Source organism: Microbispora siamensis, from assembly GCF_016863095.1.
Taxonomy (GTDB): domain Bacteria; phylum Actinomycetota; class Actinomycetes; order Streptosporangiales; family Streptosporangiaceae; genus Microbispora; species Microbispora siamensis.
This window is the reverse complement of sequence record NZ_BOOF01000012.1, coordinates 35,274-48,537: the sequence shown is the minus strand read 5'-3', so window position 1 is coordinate 48,537 and position 13,264 is coordinate 35,274. Positions and strand designations below refer to the sequence as shown.

General features: G+C 72.8%; 15 protein-coding genes. 8 read left to right on the top strand and 7 right to left on the bottom strand.

What is annotated here, in order from left to right:
* Nucleotides 1–5 precede the first annotated feature (5 nt).
* From Msi02_RS12645 to Msi02_RS12635, 3 genes are read left to right on the top strand one after another with little or no spacing between them, the layout of a single operon-like run.
* A complete protein-coding gene (locus tag Msi02_RS12645; RefSeq protein ID WP_204048524.1) occupies nt 6–1,076 on the top strand; it encodes a GDSL-type esterase/lipase family protein in 1,071 nt (356 codons plus the stop codon).
* Nucleotides 1,073–1,306 carry a ribbon-helix-helix domain-containing protein gene (locus Msi02_RS12640; protein ID WP_142648514.1) on the top strand — a complete coding sequence of 78 codons (234 nt, stop codon included), beginning with the start codon at nt 1,073–1,075 and terminating at the stop codon, nt 1,304–1,306. Before Msi02_RS12645 ends, Msi02_RS12640 begins: the two co-directional genes overlap by 4 nt.
* The gene (locus Msi02_RS12635) at nt 1,303–1,752 is read left to right on the top strand and encodes a hypothetical protein (RefSeq protein ID WP_193206244.1); all 450 of its coding nucleotides are present in this window, start codon (nt 1,303–1,305) and stop codon (nt 1,750–1,752) included. Before Msi02_RS12640 ends, Msi02_RS12635 begins: the two co-directional genes overlap by 4 nt.
* Here the strand turns inward: Msi02_RS12635 and Msi02_RS12630 are convergent.
* The 4 genes from Msi02_RS12630 to Msi02_RS12615 are packed head-to-tail and all read right to left on the bottom strand — an operon-like array spanning nt 1,749 to nt 4,834.
* Complete coding sequence (locus Msi02_RS12630; RefSeq protein WP_204048523.1) at nt 1,749–2,345, bottom strand: response regulator; 597 nt, start codon at nt 2,343–2,345, stop codon at nt 1,749–1,751. The genes Msi02_RS12635 and Msi02_RS12630 overlap by 4 nt on opposite strands.
* Nucleotides 2,345–3,430, bottom strand: coding sequence for a sensor histidine kinase (locus Msi02_RS12625; RefSeq protein ID WP_204048522.1), 1,086 nt, complete (start codon nt 3,428–3,430; stop codon nt 2,345–2,347). The genes Msi02_RS12630 and Msi02_RS12625 overlap by 1 nt, the downstream gene beginning before the upstream one ends.
* Nucleotides 3,431–3,434: 4 nt before the next feature.
* Complete coding sequence (locus Msi02_RS12620; RefSeq protein WP_204048521.1) at nt 3,435–4,124, bottom strand: ABC transporter permease; 690 nt, start codon at nt 4,122–4,124, stop codon at nt 3,435–3,437.
* Entirely contained in the window at nt 4,121–4,834 is a 714-nt protein-coding gene (locus tag Msi02_RS12615; RefSeq protein WP_204048520.1) for an ABC transporter ATP-binding protein, read from the bottom strand. Before Msi02_RS12615 ends, Msi02_RS12620 begins: the two co-directional genes overlap by 4 nt.
* 106 nt (nt 4,835–4,940) lie before the next feature.
* Between Msi02_RS12615 and ligD the strand changes: the two genes are divergently transcribed.
* Nucleotides 4,941–5,939: a non-homologous end-joining DNA ligase gene (gene ligD, locus Msi02_RS12610; protein WP_239108360.1), complete on the top strand. Its 999-nt coding sequence runs from the start codon at nt 4,941–4,943 to the stop codon at nt 5,937–5,939.
* Nucleotides 5,940–5,979: 40 nt separating this feature from the next.
* On the opposite strand, the gene Msi02_RS12605 is transcribed toward ligD, so the two are convergent.
* The gene (locus tag Msi02_RS12605) at nt 5,980–6,978 is read right to left on the bottom strand and encodes an AF_0692 family protein (RefSeq protein ID WP_204048519.1); all 999 of its coding nucleotides are present in this window, start codon (nt 6,976–6,978) and stop codon (nt 5,980–5,982) included.
* Nucleotides 6,965–7,198 carry a hypothetical protein gene (locus Msi02_RS12600; RefSeq protein WP_204048518.1) on the bottom strand — a complete coding sequence of 78 codons (234 nt, stop codon included), beginning with the start codon at nt 7,196–7,198 and terminating at the stop codon, nt 6,965–6,967. Before Msi02_RS12600 ends, Msi02_RS12605 begins: the two co-directional genes overlap by 14 nt.
* A gap of 181 nt (nt 7,199–7,379) precedes the next feature.
* Here Msi02_RS12600 and Msi02_RS12595 point away from each other — a divergent pair, with 181 nt between their 5' ends.
* The 3 genes from Msi02_RS12595 (at nt 7,380) to Msi02_RS12585 (ending at nt 10,249) form a co-directional block, all read left to right on the top strand.
* Nucleotides 7,380–8,585, top strand: coding sequence for a sensor histidine kinase (locus Msi02_RS12595; protein WP_204048517.1), 1,206 nt, complete (start codon nt 7,380–7,382; stop codon nt 8,583–8,585).
* On the top strand, nt 8,573–9,274 hold the full coding sequence (locus tag Msi02_RS12590; protein ID WP_373308265.1) for a response regulator: 702 nt from the start codon (nt 8,573–8,575) through the stop codon (nt 9,272–9,274). Before Msi02_RS12595 ends, Msi02_RS12590 begins: the two co-directional genes overlap by 13 nt.
* Before the next feature lie 258 nt (nt 9,275–9,532).
* The gene (locus Msi02_RS12585; protein ID WP_204048516.1) at nt 9,533–10,249 is read left to right on the top strand and encodes a TNT domain-containing protein; all 717 of its coding nucleotides are present in this window, start codon (nt 9,533–9,535) and stop codon (nt 10,247–10,249) included.
* A gap of 56 nt (nt 10,250–10,305) precedes the next feature.
* Here Msi02_RS12585 and Msi02_RS12580 read toward each other — a convergent pair whose 3' ends face one another.
* Nucleotides 10,306–11,394: an enolase C-terminal domain-like protein gene (locus Msi02_RS12580; protein WP_239108358.1), complete on the bottom strand. Its 1,089-nt coding sequence runs from the start codon at nt 11,392–11,394 to the stop codon at nt 10,306–10,308.
* 102 nt (nt 11,395–11,496) lie between these two features.
* Between Msi02_RS12580 and Msi02_RS12575 the strand changes: the two genes are divergently transcribed.
* The gene (locus Msi02_RS12575; protein ID WP_204048514.1) at nt 11,497–13,263 is read left to right on the top strand and encodes a thiamine pyrophosphate-dependent enzyme; all 1,767 of its coding nucleotides are present in this window, start codon (nt 11,497–11,499) and stop codon (nt 13,261–13,263) included.
* Nucleotide 13,264 lies beyond the last annotated feature (1 nt).

The following is a 13,264-nucleotide window of genomic DNA, read 5'->3' as shown; positions in this document are numbered from 1 at the left end:
TGATCGTGGGTGACTCGATCAGCCACGGCCTGGAGGGCGACTACACCTGGCGCTACCGGCTGGCTCGCCACTTCGCCGCCCACGGAGTGCCGGCGCGCTTCACCGGGCCGTGGACGGGCACCCGCGCCCTGCCCGACCTGCCGAAGGAGGGCGCCGACGAAATGCGGGAGGGCGGCTACCGCCCGGGGACCCGCTTCGCCCACGACCGGCACTACGCCCGCTGGGGCCGCCTCATGGACGAGGCCAGGCGGAACATCGCGGACGCCGTCGCCGCGCACCGGCCCGACCACCTCGTTGTCGCGCTCGGGTTCAACGACCTCGCCTGGGGCGTGAGCGGCCCCGAGCGGCTGCTGGCCCACGTCGGGGAGTTCGTGCGCCGGGCCCGCGGCGTGCGCCCGGACCTGCGTTTCCTCGTGGCCGACGTCGTCCGCCGCACTCCACTGCCCCACATGCCGCACCTCCAGGGCATCGTCGAGGAGTACAACGCGCGCCTGCCGGCCGTCCTGGCCGCCCTGTCCACGCCGGACTCCCCCGTCGTCCCCGTGGGCCTCGCGGCCGTCTACGACCCGTACGCCGACACCTACGACGGCCTGCACCCCAACAGCGTGGGCGAGTTCAGAATCGCCAAAGCCTTCGCGGACGCGTTCTCGCGGGCCTTCCACGGCGGGCGGCTCGACTTCGCCGGGCCGATCCCCTCCGTGGCCGAGCCGCTGCCGATCCGCCCGCCCGCCGGGCTCACCGTGGCGGCCCGCGGCTCCACGGCGCGTGTCTCCTGGCCCCGCGTCTTCGGCGCGAGCGGCTACTGGCTCGATCTGCGTGACGCCGGCACGGGGACGGGGTTCGAGCGGTCGCCGCTGCCGATCACGGCCTGCGGCTGCGACCTGCGGCTGCACGGCGGGCGGACGTACGAGGTGCGGGTGAGCGCGGCCCGCGGCGACCAGCAGAGCCCGCCGACGAGGACCGTCCGCTTCGCCCTCGGCCAGGATCGCGAGCCCGTGTTCGCGCACGCCGGCGACGCGGCCTTCCGCGAACCGATGGACCACCGACGGTATGACTGGGTAGCCTACCGAGTATGACCAAGAAGATTACGATCTCTTTGCCGGACGAACTGGCCGACGAGGCGCAGGCGTCCGGCAACGCCTCGGCCTACATCGCCGCGGCGCTGCGGGAGCGGCGGCGCATCCAGGGCGACCTGGCCATCATGGCCGATTTATGGGGGCCGGGCTGGCAGGACGGGATCACCGATGACGACAGCGCCCGCGCGGCGCGCCTGGTGACCGGCGACGCCAAGGCGGACGCCGCGTGACCGACCCCGTCCCACCGGCCGGCGTCCTGTCCGGCCACGTGCTGGACCTCGACGCCGTCGTCCACCTGATCGAGGGCAAGAGCATGTACGGCAGGGCCGTCGTGCGGCAGTCCTCGGCCCACGGCGTCACCCTCCTCGTCCCCGCGCTCGCCGTCCAGGTGCTGTCGCTGGGCCCCATCCAGCCCCGGCTCGAACGCTTCCTGCGCATGTCCATGGTGGTCACCGGCGCGCTCTCCCCCGACGACGCCGTCGAAGGCGGGCCGTACGCGCAGGCGGTCATGACGAGCCTGCGGCGCCACCGGCCGTCCGCCGCCGACGCGCTCCTGCCCGACGTCCTGGTGGCCGCCCACGCGGTCGTCCACGCCACCCGCCGCAACTGGCGGATCATCACCGCGACCCCCTACCTGTACGAGGGCCTCGACGTCCGCCTGGAGATCCTCCCTTAGATGAGCCCGCGCTCCATGGCGACGACGACGGCCGCGGCCCTGCTGTCGACATTGAGCTTGGCGAAGACGTGCTTGAGATGCGTCTTCACCGTCGTCTCACTGATCAGCAGAGCTCTGGCGATCTCCTTGTTCGCCGAGCCCCGCGCCACCAGGCGGAGCACCTCCAGCTCGCGCGGGCTCGGCTCCTGCGCCGCGGGCCTGCTCATCAGAGCGGACGCGACCGATGGCGCCAGGACCGCTCCGCCGGCGGCGGCCGTACGGACCGCTCTGTGCAGTTCCTCGCGTGGCGCGTCCTTCAGCAGGTAGCCCGCCACCCCGGCGGCCATGGCCCGCGCCACGTCCGCATCCGTGTCGTACGTGGTCAGCACGACCACCTTGATCTCCGGATGGTCCGCCCGGAGCCGCTGGATCGCCCCGACACCGTCCAGGCCGGGCATGCGAAGGTCCATCAGCACCACATGCGGCCGCGCCCTCCTGGCCATGGCCAGCGCCTCGAACCCGTCGGACGCCTCCGCCACCACCTCGATGTCCGCCACACGGTCGAACATGCCGCGCAGTCCGTCGCGGACCACCGGATGGTCATCGACGATCATCAACTTGAGGGGATCCGCAGGCACAGCGCCGTCCCCTCTCCCGGAGCGGACTCCACGGTCAGCGTTCCCCCGATGCCGCCGGCCCGCTCCCGCATGGCCGCCAGCCCGTAACCCGCGCCGCGCACGTCCGGATCGAAACCCACCCCGTCGTCGAACACGTCGAGCGTCACCTCATCGTCCATGTAGGTCAGCGTGATCGCGACCCTGCCCGCCCGGGCGTGCTTGGCCGCGTTCGACAGCCCTTCCTGCGCCGCCCGCAACAGCGTCGCCCCTGCCTCACCGGACAGCGGCCGGGGCGTCCCCTCCACCGACACGGTCGCCGTCACCCCCGACGCCCTCGACCACCGGGCGGCCACCTCCGCGAGCGCCGCGTCGAGACCCGCGCCGGCGAGAGGGCCCGGCCGCAGCGCCTCGACCGAGCGCCGCGCCTCCTGGAGGTTGTCGCGCGCCAGCTCCTTGGCCAGCGCGATCCTCTTCTGTACGGCACGCAGATCGGGCATCGCCTGCTCGGCCGCCTCCAGTTGGGTGACGATCCCGCTCAACCCCTGTGCGAGGGTGTCGTGGATCTCCCTGGCCAGCCTCGCCCGCTCCTCCAGCATCCCGAACGTCCGGTTCTGCGCGCTCTGCCGGGACACGTAGTCCACGAACAATCCGATCGCCACGACGAGACCGGAACTCCCGACGAGCCGCCACAGGGCGTTCGGATCGTCCAGATAGCCTCTGGCGGCGAACGTGCTGAGGACCGTCGCCACGGCCCCCACGTAGGACCAGGGCCTCGCCAGCATCAGATACGGCTGGGGCATCAGCCCGAAGACGACCACGTCGAAGGACCGGTCCCGCACCACAAGCGCGACGTAGAGCGCGCAGACGACCGCCAGGTGGAAGGCCATCGGGTTCGGCCGCCCGAGCAGCCGCGGCCGCCGTGCGACGAAGAAGCCGTGCCAGCCAGCCATGAGCGCGACGATTGCCGGCGTCAGCGGGCCGGGGCCCGCGCCCTCCCCATACGAGAGGATCAGCCCGAGCGCCAGACAGGCGTAGTACAACATGTGGAAGGCGCGCAACCAGCGCGCCTCCCAGACGTTCACGTCCTCACTCCCATCGGAACAGCGCGGCGCCGGCGGCCGTGGCCACCACGATTATCCCGGCCAGGATCAGCAGGGGGAAGGACGCGGCGGTGCCGGACCAGGCGTCCCCCAGAGCCTTCACAGCCGGGGTCAGGGGCAGGAAGTCGCCGATCTGGCGCAGCGAGCCGGGCAGGGCCTTCCTGGGCACGGCCGCGCCCGACAGGAAGATCATTGGGAACATGACCAGCATGCCGATCAGGCTCGCGCCCCTGGTGTTGCGCACGACCGCGGCGATCATGAAGCCCAACGCGCAGACCATCACCGAGCACAGCAGGAAGGCGGCGGCCAGCATGAGGACGTCGCCGGGCGCCCGCACGCCGAACACCGCGATCGCCACGACCACCAGCAGCACGGAGCCCGCCAGACCCGCGGCGACCTGTGCCACCAGTTGGGCGCCGAGCAACAGAACCGGGGAGATCGGCGTGGTGGCCAGCCGCTTGAGCACCTTGCGCTCGCGGTACGAGGCCAACAGGCCCGGCAGCGCGCCCATCCCGCCGATGGTGGCGATCATTGCGAGGTAGCCGGGGACCGCGCCGCCGTCGCCGCGTTTGAGCACAAGCAGCATGAGAGGGAAGGCCACCATGAAGAACAACGAGGCGGGATCGCGCGACAGCAGCCTGAGCTCGGCGGCCGTCAGAGCCGTGAACGCCTTCATCGGTCTGCTCCCTCCAGAGCGAGGTAGGCCTCTTCCAGCGAGGCGGTTCCGGTCCGGGCGATGAGCTCGCCCGTGGTGCCCGTCGCCTCCACCCGGCCGTGGGCGAAGACGGCGACCCTGTCGCAGAGCGCCTCTATCTCGTCGAAGTAGTGGCTGACCAGCACCACGGTGGTGCCGGCCGTCTTCAGATCGCCGATCAGCCGCCAGGTCTCGCGGCGCGCGATCGGGTCGAGGCCCGTGGTCAGCTCGTCGAGCACGACCACCTCGGGGTCGCCGACCAGGGCCAGCGCGAGCATCAGCCGCTGCTTCTGCCCGCCCGACAGGTCGCCGAACGCCTTCCTCGCCAGCGGCCGCAGGCCCCAGCGCTCCATCACCCGCCGCCAGTCGGCCGCGTTCCGGTAGAAGGAGCCGAACATGCGCAGCGCCTCGCCCACCTTGATCCGCTCGGGCAGGGAACTGTCCTGCAGTTGCACGCCGAGGCGGTGAGCCAGGGCGCGCCGCCTGCGCGCCGGATCCTCGCCGAGCACGCGGACCGTGCCCGCGTCGGCTCTCCTGAGCCCGATCAGGCACTCGACGGTCGTGGTCTTTCCCGCGCCGTTGTGGCCGACGATCCCGAACGTCTCACCGGCCCGGACCGTGAACGTCACCCCGTCCACGGCGCGGGTGTCCCCGTACGCCTTGCGGAGGTCTGTCACCTCGATGGCTTCCATGCCTCAAGGTTCGCGGCGGCGCCGATCACGCGGCATCACCCGACTCGTCGCCCGGCATCCCTCCTTCGGAGGATGGTGGAGCGCGTCACCGCAGGTCAGGAGGTACGTGCCGGGCTCGCCGGGGTACCAGCAGGGCATGGCCGCCCTTCCGGCGTACACGCCGATGATGGCCCGGCTCGGGCGGCTGCCCGAGCCCGAGGGCGACTACGCGCACGAGATGAAGTGGGACGGGGTCCGCGCCCTCGGGTACGTCGAGGGCGGCACGCTGCGGCTGATCTCCCGGAACGGCAAGGACGTCACCGCCGCCTACCCCGAACTCGCCGGCCTCGCCGGCGCCACGGGCGGGCACGCGGTGGTGCTCGACGGGGAGATCGTCGCCTTCGACCAGCAGGGCAGGCCGTCGTTCGAGGCGCTGCAGCCGCGCATGCACCAGCGCAACCCGCTCAGGATCAGGCAACTCCTGGTCACCACGCCCGTGACGTACCTGCTGTTCGACGTGCTGCACGTCGACGACGCCACCGCGATCACCATGCCGTACACCGAGCGGCGGCGCCGTCTGGAGGACCTCGTGCACGCCGGACGCCACTGGGCCATCCCGCCCTACTACGCCGACGGCGGCGAGCACGCGCTGGCCGATTCCCGGCGGCTGGGGCTGGAGGGCGTCGTGGCCAAGCGGCTCGCCTCCCCCTACCGCCCCGGCCGCCGCTCCCCCGACTGGGTGAAGGTCAAGAACGTCCGTACGCAGGAGGTCGTCGTCGGCGGCTGGCGGGCCGGGGAGGGCCGCCGGGCGAACACCGTCGGCGCGCTGCTGGTGGGCGTCAACGACGACAGCGGGCGCCTGCGGTACGCCGGCAGCGTCGGCACCGGCTTCACCGACGAGGCGCTGCGGCGGCTCGGCGAGCGCCTGGCGCCGCTGCGGCGGGACACGCCCCCGTTCGAGGGGATCACCCGTGAGGAGGCCAGGGGCGGCCGGTGGGTGGACCCCGTCCTGGTCGGCGAGGTGCAGTTCGCCGAATGGACGGGCGAGGGGCGGCTGCGCCACCCCTCCTGGCGGGGCCTGCGCGACGACAAGGACCCCGGCGAGGTCGTCCGCGAGGAAGGATGAACGCGCCGAGTCACCCGGCGCCGAGTCACCCTGCGCCGAATCATGCGGCGCCGCGACGCCGGGTCGTCAGGACGCCGAGCAGCACCGCGCCCGCGAGGAACGCGACGTTGTGGGCGTACTTGGCGACCGGTGCGACCTCTCCCAGCGGGACCGCGAAGAACCCGACCGCGGCGCGCGCGGTCAGGGCTCCGGCGGCGAGCGCGGCGGCATGGCGGACGCTCCACTCCGGCGAGCGGGCGAGGCGGACGGCGGCCGCGGCGCACAACGCGATCACCGCGAGCCCGGCCACGACCCCGGCCCAGGTCGAGGGCAGGAAGTTGAAGAGCAGCCCCGCCACCAGGCCGGCCGCCGCCACGACGATCGGCCGCGGCGCGGCGCCTCCCTGCGGCGCCGGGAGTTCGGCTCGGCGCCGCCTTCCCACGGCGGAGACCAGCGCGACGAGCACGAGCAGCGCGACGACCGCCAGCGATCCCGCGATCTGCGCGGCCGTGGCGTGGTCGGGCTCGGTCCGCAGGTGCTCGCGCAGGACGAACCCCGCCGCCGCGAGGTACAGCACCGCGGCCGTGACCAGGCCGGGCGTCCGCAGCCAGGGCGTACGCGAAAGCCGCGGGCTCAGCGCCTCCGTCAGTGCGATCGGCACGCCGAAGCTCCAGATCGCGTGGCCCGCGACGAAGGACAGCGTGGTGTAGGCCGCCAGTCCCAGTGGCTCGACGTACGTCGGGCGGATCATCTCCTCCCAGTACGGGATGTCCCGATAGCCCTCGCTGAACATGGACTGGTCGATCACGCCGGCCTGGAGCACGCCGAAGGCCGCCGTGAGGGCGAGGATGCCGGGCCAGGGCATGCCCAGGCGGCGGGCCGCCTCACGGATGAGCAGGGCGGGCGCGCCGTACAGCGGACTGAAGATCAGCAGGCTGGCGACGAGCACGAACGGGTCGCCCGTGCTGTCGTCGTATCCCGTGACGTACTCGGCGCACATCGGCGCCAGCACCAGGAGCCCGGCCGCCATGGCGAAACGCCACGGATCACGCGTCTTCATTCCGCCTCCAGGCGGCGGCGAGGACGACGGCGCCGACGACCGCGACCAGGAGGTTGGCGTAGACCTCGTAGCCGGTCAGGAAGTCCAGGCGCGGGATGACCTGCCGGTTGAAGACGTTGAGTATCGCGCTCCAGAACGGCTGCACGGCCAGGTGGTCGATGGTGCCGCTGATGCCCGCGACGACCAGGTACGCCCCGGCGAGTTGGATGACGTTGCGCATGGCGCCGACGCTAGGGACCGGCCCGCCCTTCGGGGATCGGGCATCGGCATCCTCCCCGTCGGCGAAGGTCGCCGGCGTGCGGCATGTCGTCCGACCGAAGTCGGACGGCGCCCGACTTCGGTATGGTCTTCGCCGCTCGGCCGTGGGCCGGTCTCCCCCCGGGTCGTACGCTGCGGGGGATATGGATTCCTCCGGCACCCCCCGGCACCGGCGAAGCCGGCGCGACTGGCTCGTGGACTCGGCGATGTTCGTGCTCGCCGCGGCCTTCGCCTTCTACATGTCGGTGGACCGTCTCGACACCGCGCCGCTGCCGCCCGCGTGGCTGTTCCCCCTCGACCAGTTCGCAGGCGCGCTCGGCTGCGCCGCGTTGTGGCTGCGCCGCCGGTGGCCGGTCGGGCTCGCGGTGACGCTCGTTGCGCTGTCGGCCGTCTTCGAGATGGTCGCGGGCCCGATGCTGGCCGCGCTCTTCTCGGTCGCGGTCCACCGCCGCCCGCGGACCTCCGGCGCGGTGTTCGGCCTCAGCGTGCCGGTCTCGGCCCTGTTCACGTGGCTGCGTCCCGAACCGAGCATGCCGCCGCTCGCGATGTTCACGCTGGGCCTGGCGCTGCAGGGCGCGGCGACCGGCTGGGGGCTGTTCGTCCACCACCGGCGGCGGCTGGTGCTGGCGCAGCGCGACCGCGCGGCCCGGATGGAGACCGAGGCGAGGCTGCGCGCCGAGCAGGCGCAGCACCAGGTCCGCGAGGCCATCGCCAGGGAGATCCACGACGTGCTCGGCCACCGGCTGTCGCTGCTGAGCGTGCACGCGGGAGCGCTGGAGTTCAACCCCGGCGCGGACCCCGCCGACGTCGCCCGGGCGGCACGGGTGATCAGGGAGAGCGCCCACCAGGCCCTGCAGGATCTGCGCGAGGTGATCGGCGTGCTGCGCGCCCCGGCCGGCGAGCCGTCCGCGCCCACGCGGCCCGGCCTGCCCACCCTGGCCGACCTGCGAGAGCTCGTCGCGGAGTCGGGCCGGGCCGGCATGCGGGTGGAGCTGTGCGACGACCTCGGCGCGGAGGAGACGGTCCCGGAGCGGGTGAGCCGCACCGCCTACCGGGTCGTGCAGGAGGCCCTCACCAACGCGCGCAGGCACGCGCCGGGAGCCGGGGTCCGCGTACGGGTCACTGGGGCGCCCGGCGAGGGCCTGACGGTCGAGGTGGTCAACGACGCCCCTGCGGCCGTCGGACGGGGGGCCGGAAGCGGAGGCGGCCACGGCCTCGCCGGCCTGGCCGAGCGCGTCACGCTGACCGGGGGACGGCTGGAGCACGGGCCCGTGGACGGACCCATGAACGGGGGCGGCGGCGGCCCGGGTGGCTGGCGCGTGCGGGCCTGGCTACCGTGGCCGGCGTGATCGTGCCTGACTCCCCCATCGGTGTGCTCATCGCCGACGACGACCCACTGGTCCGGGCCGGCCTGGTGATGATGCTCGGCGGCGCCCCGGACATCCGCGTCCTCGCCCAGGCCGGGGACGGCGCCGAGGTGCTGCCGCTGGCCGGGCGGCACCGCCCCGACGTGGTGCTGATGGACATCCGGATGCCGGTGATGGACGGCCTGGCCGCCACCGAGGCGCTGCGCGCCCGCGACGGCGCGCCCGAGGTGATCGTGCTGACCACCTTCGACGCCGACGAGCACGTGCTGCGCGCCCTGCGCGCGGGGGCCGCCGGGTTCCTGCTGAAGGACACGCCGCCGAGCGAGATCGTGGACGCCATCCGCCGGGTGGCAGCCGGCCATCCGGTCCTGTCCCCCGCGGTGACCCGGCGGCTCATCGCCCGGGTCGCCGAGGACGGCCGGGACCGGCGCCGGGCCCGCGCCGGGGAGCGCCTGTCACGGCTGAACGACCGGGAACGGGAGGTCGCGGTGGCGGTCGGCCAGGGCAGGCCGAACGCCGAGATCGGCGCCCTGCTGCACCTCAGCGTCCCCACCGTCAAGACGCACGTGTCGAGCATCCTCGCCAAACTCGGCCTCAACAACCGCGTCCAGATCGCCCTGCTCGTCCACGACGCCGGACTGCTCGGCGACCCATTCGACCCGGACGACTGAAAAGGGCGCTCGCCTCCTTTCACGGAATTCCTGACATCGCCTCATGTCGGCTTTGTTTCACCAGGCCGCACGGGGTTTTTTGACGCTGCGGCGATCTTCTTGCGATGCGCCTGAACAAAGGCCGGGTACGCACGAATCCATCGCGTCAGAGTGATCACTGCTGTTTCTCGGCACCTTTCGCCGAGCAATTCCCACGGAAATCCTTCTGATGCGAATATGTCCAGATCGCACGCTGTGTGCGCAATATCAGGAGAATTCGTGCGCGTTCATTCTCGCAAGCTGTTCGTGGCCGCCTGCACCCTTGCCACGGCGGCTCTGACCGGCGTCCCGGCCCAGGCCGCGACCGCGCCCGCCGGGCAGGGCCCGGCGACCTCCGACCCCCAGCCCCTGGACACGACGACGGGCCAGGTCTGCGGACCGCCGTTCGTCAACGGCGACCCGAACCTCGGCCCGGTGGTCCTGCCGCGCACCGGCCTGGTCGCCAAGATCCTGGACGGCTACGTGCGGTACGGCGGCCTCTCCCCCGAGCGCTTCCTGGAGCGCTACTACATCCCGTCGGCCAACTCCTACCGCTTCCCCCAGGACTCCGGGTTCGCGCACTCCGGCGGGTACACCAACGGCCGCCCGCTCATCAGGACGGCGCAACTGCCGCTCGGCTACAAGGTGGACCGCTTCGGCGGAGAGGGCGGCGCGTTCCTCGCGCCGTTCGGCACGCCGTACGCCAGGCGGTCGCTGCGGCCGAACAACCTCAACAACGTCCCGGGCGACCCGCATCTGTGCAACTACCACGCCTACCGGGTGATCCGGCCGTTCCTCGTGGACGCGGGACCGGCGGCCTCCGCGTTCCAGATGCCCGGGCAGGGCGAGCAGTTCCACACGCTCGCCAAGTACATCCCCGGCGCGCCCGCGAACCCGGACGGCGAGGTGTCGATCGGCTGGCTGGCCGACAATGGCTACCTCGAACGCCTGAACTGAGCCCTTGGGGTCGACCGGGCGGGCACCCGCGCCCGCCCGGGCCCCGTGGTCGGGACCTACGCGACCCGGTACGGCTCGGCCGCGTCGGCGCGCAGCGTCAGGCCGTGGCCCGGCGCGTCCGGCGGGCGTACGGCGCCGCCCGTGGGATCGGCCGCGCCGTCGAACAGGTCGCCCTCGATGCGCACGTGGTCGTGGAACCACTCCATGTGGCGCAGGTTCGGCGTCGCCGCGGCGACCGGCGCGTGCAGGTTGGGCGCGCAGTGCGCCGACACCTCCAGCCCGTGCCCGGCCGCGATCGCCGCCGCGCCGGACCAGCCCGTGTAGCCGCCGCAGCGGGTCGCGTCGATCTGCAGGCAGTCGACGGCGCCCGCCGCGCACATGCGGGTGAAGTAGGTGAGGTCGCCGCCGTACTCCCCGGCCGCGACGTCGGCGTCGGCCCGCTCGCGCACCAGGCGCAGCCCGGCCAGGTCGTCGGAGGACACCGGCTCCTCGAACCACCGCACGTCGTGGTCGCGCATGCGGCGTTCGATCCGCACGGCCTGCTTCGCGCTGTAGCCGCCGTTGGCGTCCACGTACAGCTCGGCGGCGTCCCCGATGACGCGGCGGGCGAGCGCCACGCGATGCAGGTCGCGGTCGGGCGCGGTGCCCGCCGACTCCCCAATCTTGATCTTGACGCGGGGGATGCCCTGCTCGTGCGTCCAGTGCGCGAGCTGCAAGCTCGTGACGTCGTCGTCGTACGTGGTGAACCCGCCCGAGCCGTACACGGGCACGTCCTGCCTCGCGAGGCCGAACAGGCGGGCGAGCGGCACGCCCAGCAGCCGGGCCTTGAGGTCCCAGAGGGCGACGTCGACCGCGGAGATCGCATACCCGGCGACGCCCGTCCGGCTCGCGTTGCGCACCCGGCGGACCATCGCGGTCCACAGGCCCGGCACGTCCATCGGGTCGCCGCCGCGCACCACCGGCGCGAGCAGGTCGGTGACGACCCGCGCGGCGGCGGCCGGGGCGTAGGTCCAGCCGAGCCCGGCCGTCTCGCCGGCGTCCGCGCCGACCACCACCATCGTGGTCGCGTCCCAGCTCAGCGTGCCGTCGGCCTCCGGGCGGTCGGTCGGCACGCGGTAGGCCGACACGTGGAGGTCTCTGATCACGGGCGTCCCCCTACCCGGCCGTGACACGGCGATTCTGACAAAAGGAAAAATTTTCCATGTGGTGAGTGTTCGGCTTCCCATTACAGGGGCAGCGCGGCACGTATGACGGAAATCGCCTCCGAAGTACTCATCAGGCGGCTCGCCGACTGGGGTGTCGACACCGTCTTCGGGCTTCCCGGTGACGGCATCAACGGCATCATGGAAGGGCTGCGCCGCCAATCCGACCGTGTCAGGTTCGTGCTGGTGCACCACGAGGAGGCGGCCGCGTTCATGGCGGCCGCGCACGCGAAGGCCACCGGCCGCATCGGGGTGTGCCTGGCCACCTCGGGCCCCGGCGGGATCCACCTGCTCAACGGCCTGTACGACGCCAAGCTCGACCACCAGCCGGTGCTGGCCATCACGGGCATGCAGGAGACCAGTGTGCTGGGCACCGGCTACCAGCAGGAGGTCCACCTCGACCGGGTGTTCGAGGACGTGGCCGAGTACAACCTCGTGGTGGACAACCCCGCCCAGCTACCGGGCGTGGTGGACATCGCGATCCGGACGGCGTACGCGCGACGCGGGGTGGCCCACCTGTGCCTGCCCAACGACGTCCAGGTGGCGCCCGCCGACGCCGACCCCTACCAGCACGTCGCCCCCGCGCGGCCCCCCGCGACCGCCCCCGTCTACCTGTCCCCGCCTGGAGTGCCGCGCCAGGAGGACCTGACGGCCGCCGCCGAGGTGCTGAACGCGGCCCGGCGGCCCGCGATCCTGGCCGGGGCCGGCGCCCTGCACGCCCGCGCGGAGGTGCTGGCCGTCGCCGAGACGCTGGGCGCCCCCGTGATCAAGACGCTGCCCGGCAAGGCGGTCATCCCCGACGACTCGCCGTACGCGGTGGGCGGCATCGGCCTGCTCGGCACGAAGCCGGGCGAGGAACTGGTCGAGGACTGCGACACCCTGCTGATGGTCGGCACCAACTTCCCCTACACCAAGCACCTGCCTGAGCCCGGCAAGGTCCGGGTCGTGCAGATCGACGCCGACCCCGCCCGCGCGGGCGTGCGCATGCCGACCGAGGTGCCGATGGTCGGGGACGCCAAGGAGGGCCTGGCCGCGCTGCTGCCGCTGCTGCACCGCAACGACGACCGGGCCCATCTGGAGAAGTACCAGAAGGCCATGGCCGAGTGGCGGGACAACATGACCGCCCTGGAGAACCCGGAGCGCGCCCCGATCGCCCCGCAGTACCTGATCGGCTGCGTGGACCGGGCCGCCTCCGACGACGCCATCCTCACCTGCGACTCGGGCACGATCGCCACGTGGGCGGCCCGGCACTGGACGATCCGCGGCGATCGCGAGTTCTACTTGTCGGGCAACCTCGCCACGATGGCCCCCGGACTGCCGTACGCGATCGCGGCGCAGCTCGCCCACCCCGACCGGCAGGTGATCGCGTTCATCGGCGACGGCGGCTTCGCGATGCTGATGGCCGAGTTCCTCACCGCGGCCCGGCTCGGCCTGCCGATCACGGTGGTGGTGAACAACAACGGCTCGCTCGGCCAGATCCTGTGGGAGCAGATGGTGCTGGGGTTCCCCGAGCACGGGGTCAGGTTCGGCGCGCCCACCTCCGACTTCTCCGCCTGGGCCCGCTCCTGCGGCGGGTACGGCCGCAAGGTCACCGACCCCGCCGAGGTGGACGAGGCCGTGCGGCAGGCCCTCGCCCATCCGGGGCCGGCGCTGGTGGACGTCGACGTCGACCCGAACGAGCCGCCCATGCCGGGCAAGGTCGCCCGGGACCAGGCGGTCAAGTTCGCCGAGGCGTTCCTGAAGGGCCAGCCGCACAAGGCGGCCATCGCGACGACGCTGTTCAAGGACAAGATCTCTCAACTGGGGCGGTGAC